This window comes from Flavobacterium algoris (genome assembly GCF_048158525.1).
GTDB lineage: Bacteria > Bacteroidota > Bacteroidia > Flavobacteriales > Flavobacteriaceae > Flavobacterium > Flavobacterium algoris.
This window is the reverse complement of record NZ_JBLNKT010000030.1, coordinates 1-20,104: the sequence shown is the minus strand read 5'-3', so window position 1 is coordinate 20,104 and position 20,104 is coordinate 1. Positions and strand designations below refer to the sequence as shown.

Below are 20,104 nucleotides of genomic sequence, written 5' to 3'. Positions count from 1 at the left end.
TTATATCACGTTTAAAAAACAATGAAAAAAATAATTCTGGTTTATTTATCCCTAATTTCTTTCGTTTCTTTTGCACAAATTAAAGGTGATGTAACCATCGAATGGTTAGAAAAAAAGGAAATGTTTTTTGGAGATTTCAAAGTTGCTGTCCCTCAATTTAGTGGGAATAGTTATTATTTCGATTTTTCAAAAAAAGCAATAATTTACACCCTTAAAATATCAGAATCCGCTTCATTTGATGAAAACGACCTCCAAATTACAAATATAGTATACGAATCAATTCCAACTCCTCAGCTTGGCGAATTGGCTTTGGAAAACATTCCAAAAACGCCGAATCCTTCACTAAAAAACACTAATTCAAGAGATATCAAACAAGCCTTTCTCTCCTTATCTCCTATTGTAAAAGATGACTTTGGATACAAACGAATTAAATCATTTTCTTATAGTATTAAAAGCAGTTCTTCCAGAGTTTTACAATCCAATAAAAGCACTAGCGCTATTTCTAATTCCATTTTAGCCTCTGGAGATTGGTATCAATTTTACGTAGAGAAATCTGGTGTTTATAAAATTTCTAAAAGCTTTTTGCAACAATTAGGACTCGACGTAAACAGTATTGACCCAAAAAAAATAAAAATTTACGGCAATGGAGGTAAAATGTTGCCTTTATCAAACAGTGCTTATTACCCATCCGATTTAACCGAAAATCCTATTCAAATTATTGGCGAAAGCGATGGTGTTTTCAATAACGAGGATTATATTTTATTTTATGCCGAAGGATTAGACACTTGGAATGAAGAAAGTCAAACCTTCAACAACTTGTACGATACAAAATCCTATTATTACGTAACAATTCAAGGTGACGATGGAAAAAGAATTCCTGAAATGCCCCAACCTACAGGAAACAGCTCATTCACATTAGACACATTTGATGATCATCAATACCATGAACTAGATCTTGTAAATATTGTACATCTTGGACGTCAATGGTTCGGCGAATCGTTTGACATCAATCAGGAACAGGAATTTGAATTTAATTTTCCAAACTACGATTCGACAACGCCAATAAAAATTATGGCAACAACTGCTTCTGCTGCTTTTACTCCTACCTCATTCAAAGTAGCAGCAAATGGTCAAGAAATAGGAACCATATCATTTGCATCTTTAAATACCAATTCAGATACCGAATTTAATTTAGGATTTTTACCAAAAAACAGTACTTTTAATGGTTCCGAAAATGTAAAAATAAAGCTAACCTATAATAACAATAGTGTGCCTGGTTCAAAAGGATATTTAGATAACATTCGGCTTATCGCCAAAAGAAAACTTCAAGGTTATGGAAAACAATTTACTTTTCAATACGACTTATCTAATTCAAGCCTTGGCGTAGTCAGTTATTCCATTGCTAATGCAACTGGCATTTCTCAAATTTGGGACGTAACTGATTTATTCAATGTAACCAAAATTGAAAATTCAAATCAAAGTTCCTTTACATTCAAAGCTAATTTGGGTGAACTAAGAAAATACATCGCAATTGATGCTTCAGACTATTATACTCCTTTAAAAGACAGTAAAATAAAAATTAACAATCAAAACTTAAAAGGGACACTTTTTAAAAACAACCAAGGCCAGTTTCAAGATATTGATTATGTAATTATAACTCCAAATTCCCTAACGACACAAGCTGAAAAATTAGCTAATTTCCACCGTACCAATTCTAATTTAAATGTAAAAGTAATCACCCTTGAATCCATTTACAAAGAATTTTCATCAGGAAAACAGGATATCTCTGCTATTAGAAATTGTGTGAAATATATTTATGAAAACGCATCGACAGCTGATAAAAGAATAAAATACGTAAACCTTTTTGGCGATGCTTCCTATGATTTCAAAAACCGAATTACAAACAACACCAATGTAGTTCCTATTTACCATTCCTTAAGCAGTAATACTTCGGGGGAAACTTCCTTTGCTTCCGATGATTTTTTTGGATTGATGGATGCTAATGAAGGAAATATAGTTTCCTATTTTGGAGGAATTGATATTGCAGTTGGAAGAATGCTTGTAAATGATGCCACACAAGCTGATGAAATGGTAAATAAAGTTATAGAATACTATGATTTAAAATCATACGGAAGCTGGAGAAATAATTTTGTTTTAATTTCAGACGATGCCGATAAATCTTCGGATGCAAGTCTTCAAACCCGTCAAAACAACTTAGCAGATATCATTGCTACCGAAAAACCATTTTTGAATGTCAATAAAATAATATTGGATTCCTATGTTCAAGAAGCTTCCGCAGGAGGTTTTAGATACCCAAAAGCGAGAACTGATCTTTTTAATGCTTTCGAAAAAGGAGCATTAGTATTTAATTATTTAGGACATGGCGGAGAAGATGGTTTATCAAGCGAACGCATTTGGGAAAAATCAGACGGCCAAAATTTAAGCAACCAATACAAATATCCCTTATTTATAACCATCACTTGTGAATTTTCCCGTTTTGACAATCCTTCCAGACCAACTGCAGGCGAATATACCTACTGGAATCCTAAAGGTGGAGCCATTGCAATGATTACAACCATACGTGCAATAGGTCAATATAACGCGGAAAATTTCAATGATATTCTTTCTGAAAATTTATTGTCATTTGGCTCTAACCAATATACTTCCATTGCTGAAACATTGCGACTTTCCAAAAACAGCAACCCAAATTCAGCAACTAATGTAGTTTTTTATATTGGCGATCCCGCATTAATGCTTGCTATACCAAAACCTAAAATAAGTCTTACTAAAGTAAATGATGTTTCCATTTCACAACCCGTTGATGATTTCAAATCATTAGCCAAAATTAAATTGACTGGAGAAATTACGGACGAAAACAACAATTTATTATCGAACTACAATGGGGAAGTCTCCACAACCATTTTTGACAAAATTATTCCAAGAACAACACTTAATAATGATGGAAATAGCGCCCCTATTAATTTCAATGTTTTGGGCGAAACTATTTTTAGAGGCAATGCATCCGTTACCAATGGTAAATTTGAGTTTAGCTTTGTTGTCCCAAGAGACATTAGAATCCCGCTAGCAAATGGAAGAATCAGTTTTTATGCTAAAAAAAATCAAATATTAGAAAACCAAACTGGTTATAACACTAGCATAAAAGTAGGTGGAATTAACGAAAATGCCGTTGCGGACAATATTAGTCCAAGAGTTAAGTTATATATGAATGACGAAACTTTTGTTTCGGGAGGCACAACTAATGAATCGCCTTTCCTACTTGCTTTTCTTGAAGATGAAAATGGTATAAACACAGCCAGTGGAATTGGTCATGACATTGTTGCAATATTAGATGGCGATGTGAATAATCCTTACATTTTAAATGATTATTATCAAACAAAATTAGATGATTACACTAGTGGAACACTTCGGTTTCCGCTACGTAATTTATCAGTCGGCTTGCATACTATAACTTTCAAAGCATGGGATGTGTATAATAACCCCATAATTACTGAGATTCAGTTTGTAGTAGTTGGTGATGAAACTATAACATTGACTCATGTCTTGAATTATCCAAACCCATTTGTTAATTACACTGAATTTTGGTTTACGCATAACAGACCTTATGAAGCGTTAGACGTCCAGGTTCAAGTTATGACGATAACAGGAAAGGTGGTTTGGAGCAAAAACCAAGTTGTTTTAACCGAAGGTTTTTTATCAAAAGAAATCACTTGGGATGGGAAAGATGATTTTGGCAGCAAAATTGGGAAAGGAGTTTATATTTACAAACTCACAGTGAAATCGAACTTGACAAATAAAAAGGTTGAAAAGTTTGAAAAACTTGTAATACTTTAATAAAACACTATATTTGTTTAACCTATATTCTTACAATAATGAAAAAAATTACGTCGGTCTTTATCTGTTTATTTATAGTTTCATTAGCTAAAGCGCAAGATAGAGTCATAACAACAGCAGTTCCATTTTTATTAGTATCTGCCGATGCAAGAGCAGCAGGTATGGCTGATATAGGTGTCGCATCATCTTCTGATGCATTCTCACAACAATGGAATCCCGCAAAATATGCTTTTGCAACAGACAAACAAGGCTTTTCGGTCAGCTATACTCCTTATCTTACTTCTTTAGTAAATGACATTTCACTGGGGCAATTAACTTATTATAACAAAGTTAACGAACGAAGTGCTTTTGCGGGAAGTTTACGGTATTTTGGCTTAGGTAACATCGAACTTCGCGAAACTGGCAATGCAGATGAAATACCAAGAATAGTCTCTCCAAATGAATTTGCTCTTGACGGGTCATACTCTTTAAAATTAAGCGAAAAGTTTTCTATGGCGGTTGCTGGGCGATATATTCATTCTAGTTTAAAAGTGGCAGATGAGAATACTGATGCTTCCCCAGCGAGTTCATTTGCTGTTGATATTGCCGGTTTCTATCAATCAGAAGAAATAGCCTACACCGACTTCAACGGAAGATGGAGGGCTGGATTTAATATTCAAAATTTAGGCCCAAAAATAAGCTATGACAATACTGAATTCAGCACTAATTTTCTACCCGCAAATTTAAAAATAGGAACTGGTTTTGATTTCATATTAGACGATTATAATAAAGTAGCTTTAAATCTAGAATTCAATAAATTATTAGTACCCACTCCACAAAACCCAGATTTAAATGGAGACGGAACAGTTACCAGCGAAGAAAGAGCTCAAAACCAACAAGATTATCGTTCTATTAGCTGGGTATCCGGCGTATTTAAATCATTTGGTGATGCTCCAGATGGATTTAAAGAAGAATTAAAAGAATTCACCTATGCAGCAGGTGCTGAATATTTATACCAAGATTCATTTGCCATGCGAATGGGATATTTTCACGAAAGTCCTTTAAAAGGAGCGAGACAATTTTTCTCTCTTGGAGCAGGATTTAAATATACAATTGTAAAAGTGGATGTCTCTTATTTGTTCTCTGCATCGAAAGTAAAAAACCCTTTGGAAAACACACTTAGATTTTCACTTACTTTCAATTTTGGCGACAAGTATGATGAATATTAAATAAAGTAAATTTTAAACATAACAACAAATCCAAATTTCATATCGGTGAAATTTGGATTTTTTTTCCTGTAAAACGAATGAAAGAAATTACCATTACTACACAATTCAATGTCTTTGATTCCGTTGAAGACTTACCAAATGACATAATAAGTTTAATGGAACAAGCAATAGCTGTTAGAAAGAAAGCATACGCTCCTTATTCTAAATTCAGAGTCGGCACCGCTATTCTTTTAGACAATGGAAAAATTGTACTCGGTTCAAATCAAGAAAATGCAGCATATCCTTCTGGTCTTTGTGCAGAACGTGTAGCAATTTTTCAAGCAGGAGCAATTTATCCTGATGCAAAAATTTTAAAAATGGCCATAACAGCTGCTTCAGACACAAATAAAACGACTGTCCCCATTCCCCCTTGTGGCTCTTGTAGGCAATCAATCGCAGAATATGAAATAAAACAAGATACCCCTATAGAAATCTATTTCATGGGAGAAATAGGAGCTATTTACAAATCTGCATCCCTAAAAAACTTGCTCCCATTCCTGTTTGACAAAAAGTTCTTGTAAAAAAACCAAAAACTAGCGTATAAATTTTACTTCTTAGCTGGAATGTCTTATTTTTGCGATTCGCAAATTTGTGGGAGGAAACTATTTTGCGTTATGGTACCAATTGATAATACAATAACACTTTAGCAAAAGAATTAATTCAGATGAAAGAAGTTACAAAAGAAGTTTATTTAAAGTGGTATGAAGACATGCTGCTTTGGAGAAAGTTTGAGGACAAACTTGCAGCATTATACATACAACAAAAAGTTAGAGGATTTCTACACTTATATAATGGTCAAGAAGCCGTTCTGGCAGGTGCATTGCACGCCATGGACTTGACAAAAGATAAAATGATTACCGCTTATCGAAATCACGTTCAACCAATAGGAATGGGTGTTGATCCAAGACGAGTAATGGCTGAACTAATGGGGAAAGTTACAGGAACATCTAAAGGAATGGGTGGTTCTATGCACATTTTCTCAAAAGAACACCGTTTTTATGGTGGTCACGGAATTGTAGGAGGACAAATACCTGTAGGTGCCGGATTGGCATTTGGAGATAAATACAATGGTACTGGCGGTGTTACTATGACCTATTTTGGTGATGGAGCTGCTCGTCAAGGTTCTTTGCACGAAGCATTCAATATGGCTATGCTATGGAAACTTCCGGTAGTATTTATCGTTGAAAACAATGGTTACGCTATGGGAACTTCTGTAGAAAGAACTGCAAATCATACTGATATCTGGAAACTAGGTTTAGGATACGAAATGCCTTGTGGACCAGTTGACGGAATGAATCCTGTAAAAGTGGCTGAGGCTATGACTGAGGCTATTGATAGAGCACGTCGTGGTGACGGACCGACTTTTCTTGAAATGAAAACATACCGTTACAGAGGACACTCTATGTCTGATGCACAATTATACCGTTCAAAAGAAGAAGTTGAAGAATACAAAAAAATAGATCCAATTACACAAGTTTTAGATGTAATTAAAGATCAAAAATACGCTACTGAGGAAGAAATCGAAGCAATTGATCAAAGGGTAAAAAGTTTAGTGGAAGAATGCGTAAAATTCGCAGAAGAATCTCCTTATCCTGAAATCCAACAATTATACGACGTAGTATACGACCAAGAAAACTATCCATTTTTACCTCATAAACTATAAAATCAATTATGGCAACAATAATAACTATGCCTCGTTTGAGCGATACGATGACGGAAGGAACGGTAGCGGCTTGGCTAAAAAAAGTAGGTGACAAAATCAGCGAAGGGGACATCCTTGCAGAAATTGAAACCGATAAAGCAACAATGGAATTTGAGTCTTTCAACGAAGGAACTCTTTTATACATTGGCATTCCAGAAGGAGAAACTGCACCCATAGACTCTCTATTAGCAATCATAGGAAATGAAGGCGAAGATGTTTCAGCTTTAATAACTGGAAAAGCAGCTCCTGCAACTGAAGAAGCTAAACCTGTTGCCGAAACAGCAACTGCTCCAGAAGCTAAAAAAGAAGAGACCACTGCAGCACCTGCAACTCCAGCTTCTTTACCACAAGGAGTAATCGTAGTTACTATGCCTCGATTGAGCGATACCATGACCGAAGGTACCGTTGCTACTTGGTTGAAAAAAGTAGGTGATAAAATTACCGAAGGTGATATTCTTGCTGAAATCGAAACCGATAAAGCAACAATGGAATTTGAATCTTTCAACGAAGGAACGCTATTATTCATAGGAATTCAAGAAGGAAATACGGCACCCGTTGACAGTCTTTTAGCCATCATTGGACCTGAAGGAACTGACATTGGCGGTATTGCTGAAAATTATAAAACTGGAGGAGCTCCACAGGCTGCTGCAACTGAAGAAGCAAAAGCAGCACCGGCTGAAAAAGCAGCTGAACCAATTGCACAAGAAGCATCAACGGACGGACAACGAATTTTAGCATCACCGCTAGCAAAGAAAATTGCTACTGACAAAGGAATTCAATTGACTCAAGTGAAAGGTTCAGGTGAAAACGGACGTATTGTAAAAAGTGATATCGAAAACTTCAAACCACAAACTACTGCTACGCCGGTTGCTGCAACAGCCAAAACAGAAACTGTTGCTGCTCCAAAACCTTTTGTTCCAGCAGGAGAAGTTTTTACGGAAGAAATCAAGAATTCGCAAATGCGAAAAATCATTGCGAAACGTTTAGCAGAATCTTTATTTACAGCGCCACATTACAACTTAGTAATCGAGGTAACTATGGATGAGGCAATGAAATCAAGAGTGATCATCAATAGCGTTCCAGATACAAAAGTATCTTTTAACGATATGGTGATAAAAGCGTGTGCATTAGCATTGAAAAAACATCCAAAAATAAATTCACAGTGGAAAGAAGATGTCATCATCATTAACCATCACGTGAATATTGGCGTTGCTGTTGCTGTTGAAGACGGACTAGTAGTTCCTGTATTACGATTTACAGATACTATGAGTTTATCTCAAATTGGTGGAAACGTAAGAGATCTTGCAGGAAGAGCTAAAAACAAAAAACTATTACCTACAGAAATGGAAGGAAGTACTTTTACCGTTTCTAATCTTGGAATGTTTGGTATTACTGAATTCAATTCTATCATCAACCAACCGAATTCTGCAATCCTTTCAGTAGGAGCTATTGTAGAAAAACCAGTTGTGAAAAATGGCCAAATTGTAGTGGGAAATACAATGATGTTATCTTTGGCTTGCGATCACAGAACAATTGATGGCGCGACTGGAGCACAATTTTTACAAACATTGAAACAATTTATAGAAAATCCAGTTACGATGCTTGCGTAATAACTTGGTCTTTAAAATACAAATCCCGTCTTGTTATAAACTTGACGGGATTTTTTTTATTTATTCTTAGCTTCAATCCAAAGCGACATGTATTTTGTGCTTTTTAAAGTATGATGTTGCAACATCGCTCCCATAAAGTTAGTCAAACGATGTTTTTGTAAATCCGTTTGTAGCATCTCAACTTTTTTTGCAAAATCATCCTCGAATAATTCTTTCAAATACCGCTGATTGATAATTGCGACTCCATTTTGTTGGGCTTTAAGCCAAATCGTCTTGTCTTGATACAATTTTACCGCCTTATCAGCAAAATCCTTTATATCATCCGTAACACAACCATTCCAAGGCAAATCTCCGTGCATTGATTCGGCACCTATAGTTGTAGTAACACTTGGTGTTCCGCATTGCATCGCTTCCAATAATTTTCCTTTTATACCGGCACCAAAACGCAAAGGAGCCAAAACAACTCTGGCATTTTTCACAACTTCTGGAGCGTCATTCGCACGACCCATTATTAAAAAACCTTCTTTAACATTATGCAATTGCAATACTTTTTGCGAAGGATAGGCTCCATAAATATTCAAAATCGCCTCTGGTAATTGTTTTCTAATTAAAGGCCAAATCGTTTCTTTTAAGTTCTGAACCGCATTCCAATTAGGCTCATGAAGAAAATTTCCGATAAAAATAAAGTTTTTTCGTTCTTCAAATAAAGGTAATTCTTGAAGCTGAGCAATCTTGATTGGTTCCAATAAAAAAGGCAAATAATAGAACAACGCCTTATCGATTTTAAATACAGATTCCAATAATTCCATTTCAAATTCAGAAATCATCAAAGACAGATCACAACGTAAAATACTGGCAATTTCTCGTTTAGCAATATCTTCAAGAAACAAATCAGTCACGCTAAATAACCGATTTTCCTTAAATGCTTTTTGTCGTGCTAAGCGTAAACAGTGTAAATCTTCAGTATCTAACAATCGTAATGCATTAGGACAATTTTCGGCAACACGCCACCCAAATTGTTCTTCCATCATAAAACGGTCAAACAAAACTACAGTTGGATTCAGTTCTTTTACAAAAATATCAAAACTAGAATTATTTAACTCAATTGATTTTTTATCAACTTCATGTTGTTCTAAATCAACCATGAAATCACTATCCTGTGCAGGACTTGCAAACGTAATGCTAAAACCTTGCTCTTTGAAAAGTGAAATCAATTGCATCATCCTTCCTCCAGCTGCCGATGAATTGGGCTCTGGCCAAACAAAACCAATAATTAAAAGTTTTTGAACTTGATTCATATTTACATAAAGTTATACTTGCAAAATAATGCTATTTTGATGGCAATCCCATCATTTCGAAGAAAAAATCAGTAAGAAAACACTAATTTTGCCCTAAATAAATTCCAATAAAATGTTAGGATTAAAATTAGCCACAGACCCACGTTGGGTAAATATTGTCGAATCAAATATCGAAGAAATTTTGACTGATCACGCTTGGTGTGAACAAAAAGCAGCCTCAAATGCGATAAGTTTAGTCACTTACAATTCTGAATTAGAAGAATTAGTAACCGAAATGCTGATTATTGCTAAAGAAGAATTAGACCACCTCCAATTAGTTCATAATTTAATAAAAAGTAAAGGTTTAACTTTAGGACGAGAGCGTAAAGACCATTATGTAAATGAACTTTTCAAATTCATGAAAAAAGATGGTAGCCGAAAAGATGCTTTATGCGATCGATTGCTATTTTCTGCCATGATTGAAGCCAGAAGTTGTGAACGCTTTAAAGTCCTATCCGAAAACATAAAAGACCCAGAATTAGCTATTTTTTATCGTGATCTTATGATTTCGGAAGCTGGACATTACACCACTTTCTTAGGATTTGCACGAAAATATGCTGATAATATTGACGTAGACAAACGATGGGCAGCATGGATTGAATTTGAAACTTCCATCATTACTAATTATGGTAAAAATGAAACCATTCATGGTTAATAAACTATAAAAATTTAACTAATTTTACAATAAACAAAAAGAGGATATCCAATTGAACATCCTCTTTTTGTTATAATCCGATTAAATTTTATTTAATAATCATAAACTCTGAACGTCTGTTTAAGGCATGCTCATCATCAGTACAATTATCTCCACAAGCTACTTTTGGTTCCGATTCACCAAAGCCTTTTCCTGATATTTTATCAGCACTAATTCCTTTTGAAACGATATATTGTATAGTAGCGTTAGCTCTTCTATCCGAAAGATCTAAATTATATTCATCACTACCTCTTGAATCTGTATGAGACTTAACATAAATAACCAACTTATCATTTTGTGACATTACATAAACTAATTTATCGAGTTCCTTAGCTCCTTGTTTAGTTATATTACTTTTATTGTATTCGAAATATATAGGATTCAATATAATTTCTTTTTCAGTTACTATAACCTCAATTGGATCTATAGCAGCATCAATACTCACAGTCCCTTTTTCAATTTTAGAAACCGGAAATGATTTAGTAATAAATCCATCTTTGTGAACTTCTAATAAATATGGCTTTTGGCAATCAACTTCATATGAGACTTCCCCTTTTTCATTAGATATTTTAGTATCTAAAATAGTATTATTTTCATCTAAAATAATTACTCTGGAATCAGCTAAAATAGCATTATTTTTCGAATTTTTTACTATCACTAAAATTTGTCCTTTACAAACTGGAACTGCACTATAAATATGATCAACACCAGATCGATTACTGGACAAATATCCAATATTTTTTTCCTTGTTAAATGTAAATGCAAAATCATCTTTTTCTGTATTTACAGGATTTCCAATATTATTTGGCACCCCATTTTTATTTAAGTCTACAGCAAAAACATCTAAACCTCCAAAACCTGTTAGACCATTCGAAGAAAAATACAAAACAGCATCATCCGCAATAAAAGGAAAATTTTCATCCCCAACCGTATTTATTTTATTTCCTAAATTTTCGGGTGAACCAAAGCTCCCATCAGAATTTATTGCTACTTTCCATATATCAGTTCCTCCAATTGATCCTGGCATATTTGAAGCAAAATAAAGAAATTTTCCTTCTTTGTCAATAGATGGATTTCCGGTAGAATAACTTTTACTATTAAATGGAAGTGCTATAATTCCAGTCCATTTATCATTTTCTTTAACAGCTTTATACAAACTTACCTGCCCGTATTTTATTTTTTTTTCTTTATCTTTTTCAAATAGCTTGTCTTTAAAACTTTCACTAGAAAAATAAATTGTAGTACCATCTTTTGTCATCGTCAAAGGACCTTCATGATAAACTGTGTTTAATTCTGAAATTAATCTTGGCTCTGAATAAGTCGCGTTTTCTTCTTTATAATTTGATTGATAAAGATCTAAATAGGGTTCGTTATTCCATCCATAGATTTTTCCATTTTCATTTCTTGCACTTGCAAAATAGAGCACATTATTATAAAGTACAGCTCCAAAATCAGATTTTTCAGAATTAATATTTATTTTCTCAAGTATAAATAATTTTTCTTTCTGTTCAAGTTTAGAGAGATAATTTGGGTTTTCATTGAATACCTTGGTTCTTTCATCATTTGGTAACATAACTGCAAATACTTTCATTTGAGCATCAGATTCTGCATACTTCCCATTAGATTTTAACACCTGAGCATATTTATAATATATTTCTGCATCCTGTTTAGTTTTTACAGCTTGCCTATACCATTTTTCAGCTTCAACAAAATTATACATGTTATAATAACTATCTCCAAGTTGCTTAAACACATATACATCTGCTTTCCCTTTTTCGACTAAAGCTAAATATTCTTTAACCGCTTGAACATATTCATATCTGTCAAATAACTCATCTGCATTCTTGGTATCTTTATTTTGTGCTGTAAGCGAAATTACATTGAGCACAAAAAAGAACAATACGGTATATTTTTTCATTAATTATAAATTTAATATTAGAAAAATCTTGGAGAACGTGAAACTTTTTTAGGAACAAACAAATCATATAACAATATGAATTCATGAGAAGATGGCGCAGTAACTTTTAAATCCGAAATAACATGATCGTAAGCATAACCTACTCTTAATTCCGGTGTTATTGCAAAATTAATCATTGCTCCAAAACTATCTTCTAATCTATATGTAACACCTATTTCAAACTTTTCTTGGTATAAAAAATTGGCAGAAAGATCGAGAGAAGGTTTTACATTAAATGCAGACTTCAACATAAAAGAAGGCTTAAATTTCAACTCATAATTAAGGTCAAACACATATCCTCCTGTTAAAAAATAGTGAGATACATCCGAACCGTATTCGCGCCCATTATAATCCAAATGTGCTGCCTTTAACATATTAGGTACCGACAATGATACATAATATTTATCCGTGTAATAAAAAACACCTGTTCCTAAATTTAATGCCACGTCATTTATATCTTCTCCAAAAATACCTTCAGAAGGATCTGGCAAACTAGATTGTATGTCCCTAAGTCCTACTTTATGAAAAGAGGCACCAGCTTTCAATCCAAAAGCTAATCGTTGTACATCTCCTAATTTCAAAGTATAAGAGAAATCGCCGTATACATTTTGTTCCGTAACCGGACCTATTTTATCAGAAATAAACGACAACCCTAAACCAACATTTTTACCTACGGGTGTATGTCCCGAAAAACTAAAGGTCGTTGGAGCATCTTCTATATTTACCCATTGTTTTCGGTACAAAAGACCAAAAGAAATATTTTCTTTTGATCCTGCATACGCTGGATTAATTACATTCATGTTATACATATATTGGGTATAATGTGGATCTTGTTGCGCTTTTACATCCATGTAGGTAATAAGAACCAAAAGAGACGTCAAAAATATTTTGTTCATATCTGTTTATTTTTCGATTTATTAGTTTATGAAAATTTCATAAACTATAAATTTATTAATTACTATTTTTCTCTGATTAAATAAATCCAACCTGTTTTTGTTTCTCCATTATTGAATTGTATCACATAGTAATAGGTTGCGCTTGGAAGCTCATTTCCTCTGTCGGATTGGCCTTTCCATTGATCAATATAATTAGTCTGATTGTAAACTTTAATACCATATCTATCAAATATTTCTAAGTTTTTTACATCCATTAATCTTAAATCAAAATAGTCATTTGACCCATTACCATCAGGAGAAATTCCTTTTTGGATATTACAATAAATAGATTCAATTGTAACATTATCAGTTGTTTCACAACCAGTTGCAATCGATTTTACAGTTAAACTATACTTAATAGGAAATACCTCTTGCCCTGAGGTAGATGCAATCACATCAGATACATTTAAAACATTAGAATTTGTTCCAATAAGAGCTCCAGTACTATCTTTCCATTGATAATCCACATTGCTTGAATCATACGAAGATGCAATTGGACTTGCAGTTAAAACATAATCTTTAGAATCACATTCTCCTGAAATTTGAAATTGAATTTGTGGTGGAATAGGATTAATAGTTATTTGAGAACCAGTACTGATGCAAGCAATACTATTTGTAAATCGTACACTCATTGTATATTTTCCGGGTGCTAAATTTAAAAACTCTGGATCGTCTTGATATCCATTTCCTAAACTATATTGAACATTCGCTTGTGCAGTAATCTGAATTCTACCCATAGGTTGTAAACAAGTTGGCTGTGTAATTTGTGCCAATGTTGGTGTTAACGGTAATGGAGGAAGAGGATCGATTGTTACATTTAAAGGACTTTGAACAGAACATGTATTATCAGCAATATTTCTTGCATATATGATATAATCATTTGGAGCTAATCCAGAAAATATACTTGAAGTTTGATACGTTGTTCCATTCAAACTATACTCGACACCAGATTGTGCAGCTACTACTATAGTTCCGGAGGGTACAGCACATGTTGGTTGAAGCGTACTTACCATTGTTGGTACAACTGGAGGAGTTGGTATTTGATTAATTGTTACTGGTAAGGTTGATAAATTTAGACATGTGTTGTCCGTAAGATTCCTTACATACAATGTATAATCTGCAGGTGCCAATCCTGTAAAGGTATTCGATGACTGATAAGTTATTGCATCCAAACTATATTCAACGCCAGATTGGGTTGCTATCGCTATACTTCCTGATGGAGTTGCACATGTTGGTTGAATTACACTAGTAGTTGTTGGAACTAATATTACTGGCACTACATTAATTGTTATAGCTAAGCCCGAAGAAGTAACACATGTATTGTCAGTAAGGTTTCTTACATACAATGTATAATCGGCAGGTACCAATCCTGTAAAGGTATTCGATGACTGATAAGTTATTCCATCTAAACTATATTCAACGCCAGATTGGGTTGCTATCGCTATACTCCCTGATGGGGTTCCACAAGTTGGTTGTACAACACCGGTACTTGTTGGTACAACTGGAGGAATTGGAATTGCATTAATTGTTGTTACGGAAGCCGATGGGGCTACACATGTATTGTCAGTAAGGTTTCTTACATACAATGTATAATCTGCAGGTGCCAATCCTGTAAAGGTATTCGATGACTGATAAGTTATTCCATCCAAACTATATTCAACGCCAGATTGGGTTGCTATCGCTATACTTCCTGATGGAGTTCCACAAGTTGGTTGTACAACACCGGTACTTGTTGGCACAACTGGAGGATTTGGAATTGCATTAATTGTTGTTACGGAAGCCGATGGGGTGACACATGTATTATCAGCAAGGTTTCTTACATACAATGTATAATCTGCAGGCGCCAATCCTGTAAAGGTATTCGATGACTGATAAGTTATTCCATCCAAACTATATTCAACGCCAGATTGGGTTGCTATCGTTATACTTCCTGATGGAGTTCCGCAAGTTGGTTGTACAACACTGGTACTTGTTGGTACAACTGGAGGAATTGGAATTGCATTAATTGTTGTTACGGAAGCCGATGGGGTGACACATGTATTGTCAGTAAGGTTTCTTACATACAATGTATAATCGGCAGGTACCAATCCTGTAAAGGTATTCGATGACTGATAAGTTATTCCATCCAAACTATATTCAACGCCAGATTGGGTTGCTATCGCTATACTTCCTGATGGAGTTCCGCAAGTTGGTTGTACAACACTGGTACTTGTTGGCACAACTGGAGGATTTGGAATTGCATTAATTGTTGTTACGGAAGCCGATGGGGTGACACATGTATTGTCAGTAAGGTTTCTTACATACAATGTATAATCTGCAGGTGCCAATCCTGTAAAGGTATTCGATGACTGATAAGTTATTCCATCCAAACTATATTCAACGCCAGATTGGGTTGCTATCGCTATACTTCCTGATGGAGTTCCACAAGTTGGTTGTACAACACCGGTACTTGTTGGCACAACTGGAGGATTTGGAATTGCATTAATTGTTGTTACGGAAGCCGATGGGGTGACACATGTATTGTCAGTAAGGTTTCTTACATACAATGTATAATCTGCAGGTGCCAATCCTGTAAAGGTATTCGATGACTGATAAGTTATTCCATCCAAACTATATTCAACGCCAGATTGGGTTGCTATCGTTATACTTCCTGATGGAGTTCCGCAAGTTGGTTGTACAACACTGGTACTTGTTGGTACAACTGGAGGAATTGGAATTGCATTAATTGTTGTTATGGAAGCCGATGGGGTGACACATGTATTGTCAGTAAGGTTTCTTACATACAATGTATAATCGGCAGGTACCAATCCTGTAAAGGTATTCGATGACTGATAAGTTATTCCATCCAAACTATATTCAACGCCAGATTGGGTTGCTATCGCTATACTTCCTGATGGAGTTCCACAAGTTGGTTGTACAACACTGGTACTTGTTGGTACAACTGGAGGATTTGGAATTGCATTAATTGTTGTTACGGAAGCCGATGGGGTGACACATGTATTATCAGCAAGGTTTCTTACATACAATGTATAATCTGCAGGCGCCAATCCTGTAAAGGTATTCGATGACTGATAAGTTATTCCATCCAAACTGTATTCAACGCCAGATTGGGTTGCTATCGCTATACTTCCTGACGGGGTTCCACAAGTTGGTTGTATGACACTGATATTTGTTGGTACAACCGGAGGATTTGGAATTGCATTAATTATAATAGGATCTACTGAAGAAAGAACACAAGAATTATCTAATTTATTTCTTACATATATTGTATAATTTCCCTGGGTCAATCCCGAAAACTCATTAGAATTTTGATAAGTTACACCATCTATACTATATTCTACACCCGGCTGTGCCGCAATAACAATTATCCCTGACTGCAAAGCACATGTAGGTTGAATCACACTAGCGGTTGTTGGAATAGAAACAAAATTCATCATAATATTTGCCTCAGAATAACAAGGTGTTAATGCAGCAGAGGAAACAACAACTGGATTTGGATCTTTCAAATTATAATCTACTGAACCAATCCCATAATCTAAATTACTACTTCTTTCTGGACTTAAAAAAGAATTGGTAACCGTTTGACTACCATCTTCTTTATCATTCATAGTTAATCCAAAAAACTTAATATCCCCTGCTGTATAACCAATAAGAGATTTTAAAACTTCAACTTCAAAACCAAGATTATAATCATTAATTCCAACATTATTTTTATTAACACCCATTACTGCTGAGGGGAGGCCTGTAGAAGCACTTCCTAAATAAGTTTTAATAGAAGTACCCGTCTTTAATTCGACAACATTTGCATAATAATTAGTCTCTCCAGCATCTGTAGAAATAACTAAACAATAATCCGCTTGAAAATACGAATCAAATGTACTTGGATTATTATTAAAAAGATTAAAAGATCGAACTAAAGGATCTGAATTTGCCTCGTCACCATAATTTGACACATTAAATCCTCCAGATTTTGTATCAAGAAACAATAATAAACTTCTATTATTTAAAACTTTACCCGCAATACCTAAAACCAATTCATCTTCGGAAGCACTAATTTTTAATGAGTTAACATAGCCCGTCGAAGCATTAGTAGACAATGATGCTGAAAGAAAATTATCTTCCAAGGCTCCTGTTCCCCATGTTTTTTCAGTAATAGTCCCATCCATACTTACCTGATATCTTGTTCTCACTCTTACAACTTGTCCATCAGTTAGAAGATTAGTTGTGAAAATTTTACTTGTAGACATCGGTTGCACAACAACCCCATCAACTGAGAATTCAAATAAATCAGCTCCACCTGATGCTGTAAAAGTAACTGATGTCCCCAAACATAGTGGACTTGAGGTATTATTAGCTGGAGAAGCCGATAAAGTAACAGCCGGAGGTGTGAAATAAATTGATGCTACAACTGGTACACGCGTACTAGTATCACTTCCTAATCGGCTGCGCACATAATACGTTTTAGTTGTAATAATACTTGGACTATAGATATTACCAGTAAATATTGGACTCACTGAACTTTGAGATGCGAACCACTCTATAGTTTCAGAACTACTATTTCCGAAGGCGTAAACATTAACCTGAGACGGGCTAATTCCGTCTCCACAAGAACTTCCTGCTATAGTAGAAGGAGGAGATAAAAGAGCAGTAATTTTTGAATTCTTAGATGTCTTTTTATATTTTTTTATTGTATCCGAAGGAATAATTGTAGTTATTGATTTCAAATTTGCATTTTGGATATTTACAACATCTGCCAAATTTTCTCCAATTAATTTATTCCCCAATAACAAATGAAATAGTAAAAATAAAAGTAATTTATTTTTCATAAAATGAATTTTGTTGTTAATATATAATTACTAATAGCTATAACTAAATGATTAATAATTTAAAAAAAATAAAAGTAGAAATTTATTCCCAGTGATTTAGTTAAAATTTAATAAAATTTTAACTAAATTATTAACATCTGACCTAATATTCACATCGAAATACAATTGCAAACAAATTATCAAAACACAAATAACTAATTATCAATCAATAAATTATACTCCCATATAGCTTATTTTGAAATGGTCTAAAATCTATTTGATTTAATTAAAAAATACACTTAAAGAATACTAATCATAATAATTGATACAAACTAAATTTGGATCAATTATAAAAGTTGTGAGGAAATATTAAGAGGAAATATTTATATTTCCTAATCAGATGCTGAAACAAGATTCACAAAGCGAAACTATAAAGTTATTATTACAAAAGATAATCGTTAAATTTTTTTAGTTAACCCTTTAAAAAACAGGTTTATTACAAGGTAGCATCGTTATGAGAAACTAAGGGATTGATCCTTTTCTATTTGCATATCGGATAAAGAATAAAACCTGGGGATGAAATGTCGAAAAAAACGAGAAATTTGCAATTTAAGAATTAGAGATGACTCCTATAGATCTTTTGAAATTTATGCTACCTGATTTTTTAGTAGAACACTTTGAAATGGTTTCTACCAATAATTCAGAAGAAACATTACACCTGTATTTTAAGGAGAAAGTCAAGCCTCCACAAGAGTTTAATGCATTTGAGTTAGTGTCTAAGGGCTTTTTAGATGAGATTACCATTCAGGATTTTCCTTTAAGAGGTAAGTTTGTGTATCTACACATCAAAAGACGTCGCTGGACCAATAAAACTACCGGAGAAATTATTAAAAGAGATTGGCAGTTAGTAGCCAAAGGAACCCGCATGACTCAAGAGTTTGCGGCTTTTTTAAAAGAAATTAATCGATAATAGCGCTACCGACTGCCACACTATTGGAGGTTTCTTCGGAGTTATCGGAAAGAAACTCAAAAGACAGTATAAAAAATACCTGAGTTCCTTTAATACATGGACTCCACGAGAACACGCCCATCAATGGATTCTTTACCCTGAAAATATGGGCACGCATTTATCAATTGACGAAGTAGCTTTGTCTCAACGAGAACTTTACACTATTTTAACCAACAAGAAATTCAAAAGTAAAAAAGGTTCTTTGGTTGCTATTGTTGCCGGGACCAAGGCTGACAAGGTTATAGAACACATCTGTAAGATTGATTATAAAAAAAGAAATTGTGTCAAAGAGACAACACTTGATATGGCTAATTCCATGAAGTTAATCTCAAAACGTTGCTTCCCAAAAGCATTACAGGTAACCGATAGATTTCATGTTCAGAAATTAGCATTGGAAGCCTTGTATGAGATAAGGATCAAACATCGATGGGAAGGAATCAATTGATATTACATCCAAAAATAGAGAATAGAACATATATTGCGGAGCTCCTACCTAATGGTGATTCTGTAAAACAACTTTTGGCTAGAAGTAGATATCTACTTTATAAATCTCGCGAAAAATAGACCCAGAGTCAAAATGAAAGAGCTCAAGTCTTATTTGCCTTATTTCCAGATATAAAGAAAGCCTATAATTTAAGCCAACAACTTCGAGGTATTTACAATAACAACAATGATAAACACATTGGAATGACCAAACTGGCGCACTGGCATAAAAATATAAAGGAATCGGGTTTTAAAAACTTTAATATTCTGCTCAATACGATAACTTTTAATTACCAGTCAATCTTAAACTATTTTGACAACAGAAGTACAAATGCTTCTGCAGAATCTTTTAACGCCAAAATAAAAGCTTTTAGAAGTCAATTTAGAGGAGTGAGAAAGATTGATTTCTTCTTATTCAGATTATCTAATCTTTTTGCCTAATCCCCAACTTTTGCACTTGATCCATTAATCTT

General features: G+C 34.2%; 13 protein-coding genes. 9 read left to right on the top strand and 4 right to left on the bottom strand.

From position 1 onward, the window contains the following. Positions 1-21: 21 nt before the first annotated feature. The 5 genes from porU to ACM55I_RS13610 all read left to right on the top strand — a co-directional run bounded on the left by porU (position 22) and on the right by ACM55I_RS13610 (position 8,411). Complete coding sequence (gene porU, locus ACM55I_RS13630) at positions 22-3,852, top strand: type IX secretion system sortase PorU (RefSeq protein ID WP_416847394.1); 3,831 nt, start codon at positions 22-24, stop codon at positions 3,850-3,852. 38 nt (positions 3,853-3,890) lie between these two features. Beyond that, entirely contained in the window at positions 3,891-5,060 is a 1,170-nt protein-coding gene (gene porV / locus ACM55I_RS13625; protein WP_416847393.1) for a type IX secretion system outer membrane channel protein PorV, read from the top strand. A 77-nt stretch (positions 5,061-5,137) separates the two neighbouring features. Next, the gene (cdd, locus tag ACM55I_RS13620; RefSeq protein ID WP_416847392.1) at positions 5,138-5,620 is read left to right on the top strand and encodes a cytidine deaminase; all 483 of its coding nucleotides are present in this window, start codon (positions 5,138-5,140) and stop codon (positions 5,618-5,620) included. 143 nt (positions 5,621-5,763) lie between these two features. Beyond that, entirely contained in the window at positions 5,764-6,762 is a 999-nt protein-coding gene (pdhA, locus tag ACM55I_RS13615; RefSeq protein WP_416847391.1) for a pyruvate dehydrogenase (acetyl-transferring) E1 component subunit alpha, read from the top strand. An 8-nt stretch (positions 6,763-6,770) separates the two neighbouring features. After that, a complete protein-coding gene (locus ACM55I_RS13610; protein ID WP_416847390.1) occupies positions 6,771-8,411 on the top strand; it encodes a pyruvate dehydrogenase complex dihydrolipoamide acetyltransferase in 1,641 nt (546 codons plus the stop codon). A 56-nt stretch (positions 8,412-8,467) separates the two neighbouring features. Here the strand turns inward: ACM55I_RS13610 and ACM55I_RS13605 are convergent, their stop codons facing one another. Next, on the bottom strand, positions 8,468-9,709 hold the full coding sequence (locus tag ACM55I_RS13605) for a glycosyltransferase (RefSeq protein ID WP_416847389.1): 1,242 nt from the start codon (positions 9,707-9,709) through the stop codon (positions 8,468-8,470). Positions 9,710-9,821: 112 nt separating this feature from the next. On the opposite strand from ACM55I_RS13605, the gene ACM55I_RS13600 reads away from it, so the two are divergent. Then, positions 9,822-10,403 (top strand): MiaE family protein, encoded by a 582-nt coding sequence (locus tag ACM55I_RS13600; protein WP_416847388.1) that lies wholly within the window; start codon positions 9,822-9,824, stop codon positions 10,401-10,403. 88 nt (positions 10,404-10,491) lie between these two features. Here the strand turns inward: ACM55I_RS13600 and ACM55I_RS13595 are convergent, their stop codons facing one another. The 3 genes from ACM55I_RS13595 to ACM55I_RS13585 form a co-directional block, all read right to left on the bottom strand. Continuing rightward, entirely contained in the window at positions 10,492-12,360 is a 1,869-nt protein-coding gene (locus ACM55I_RS13595) for an OmpA family protein (protein ID WP_416847387.1), read from the bottom strand. Positions 12,361-12,377: 17 nt separating this feature from the next. After that, complete coding sequence (locus ACM55I_RS13590; protein WP_416847386.1) at positions 12,378-13,295, bottom strand: PorP/SprF family type IX secretion system membrane protein; 918 nt, start codon at positions 13,293-13,295, stop codon at positions 12,378-12,380. Positions 13,296-13,357: 62 nt separating this feature from the next. Then, the gene (locus tag ACM55I_RS13585) at positions 13,358-18,160 is read right to left on the bottom strand and encodes a gliding motility-associated C-terminal domain-containing protein (protein WP_416847385.1); all 4,803 of its coding nucleotides are present in this window, start codon (positions 18,158-18,160) and stop codon (positions 13,358-13,360) included. Positions 18,161-18,761: 601 nt separating this feature from the next. On the opposite strand from ACM55I_RS13585, the gene ACM55I_RS13580 reads away from it, so the two are divergent. The 3 genes from ACM55I_RS13580 to ACM55I_RS13570 all read left to right on the top strand — a co-directional run bounded on the left by ACM55I_RS13580 (position 18,762) and on the right by ACM55I_RS13570 (position 20,072). Next, on the top strand, positions 18,762-19,109 hold the full coding sequence (locus tag ACM55I_RS13580; RefSeq protein WP_416847384.1) for an ISAon1 family transposase N-terminal region protein: 348 nt from the start codon (positions 18,762-18,764) through the stop codon (positions 19,107-19,109). A 145-nt stretch (positions 19,110-19,254) separates the two neighbouring features. Then, complete coding sequence (locus ACM55I_RS13575; protein ID WP_416847383.1) at positions 19,255-19,593, top strand: transposase; 339 nt, start codon at positions 19,255-19,257, stop codon at positions 19,591-19,593. Positions 19,594-19,763: 170 nt separating this feature from the next. Then, entirely contained in the window at positions 19,764-20,072 is a 309-nt protein-coding gene (locus tag ACM55I_RS13570) for a transposase (RefSeq protein WP_416847413.1), read from the top strand. Positions 20,073-20,104 lie beyond the last annotated feature (32 nt).

Coding starts and splice junctions, on each gene's coding strand:
- porU (WP_416847394.1), top strand. CDS start 22: ATGAAAAAAATAATTCTGGTTTATTTATCCCTAATTTCTTTCGTTTCT.
- porV (WP_416847393.1), top strand. CDS start 3,891: ATGAAAAAAATTACGTCGGTCTTTATCTGTTTATTTATAGTTTCATTA.
- cdd (WP_416847392.1), top strand. CDS start 5,138: ATGAAAGAAATTACCATTACTACACAATTCAATGTCTTTGATTCCGTT.
- pdhA (WP_416847391.1), top strand. CDS start 5,764: ATGAAAGAAGTTACAAAAGAAGTTTATTTAAAGTGGTATGAAGACATG.
- ACM55I_RS13610 (WP_416847390.1), top strand. CDS start 6,771: ATGGCAACAATAATAACTATGCCTCGTTTGAGCGATACGATGACGGAA.
- ACM55I_RS13605 (WP_416847389.1), bottom strand. CDS start 9,709: ATGAATCAAGTTCAAAAACTTTTAATTATTGGTTTTGTTTGGCCAGAG.
- ACM55I_RS13600 (WP_416847388.1), top strand. CDS start 9,822: ATGTTAGGATTAAAATTAGCCACAGACCCACGTTGGGTAAATATTGTC.
- ACM55I_RS13595 (WP_416847387.1), bottom strand. CDS start 12,360: ATGAAAAAATATACCGTATTGTTCTTTTTTGTGCTCAATGTAATTTCG.
- ACM55I_RS13590 (WP_416847386.1), bottom strand. CDS start 13,295: ATGAACAAAATATTTTTGACGTCTCTTTTGGTTCTTATTACCTACATG.
- ACM55I_RS13585 (WP_416847385.1), bottom strand. CDS start 18,160: ATGAAAAATAAATTACTTTTATTTTTACTATTTCATTTGTTATTGGGG.
- ACM55I_RS13580 (WP_416847384.1), top strand. CDS start 18,762: ATGACTCCTATAGATCTTTTGAAATTTATGCTACCTGATTTTTTAGTA.
- ACM55I_RS13575 (WP_416847383.1), top strand. CDS start 19,255: ATGGGCACGCATTTATCAATTGACGAAGTAGCTTTGTCTCAACGAGAA.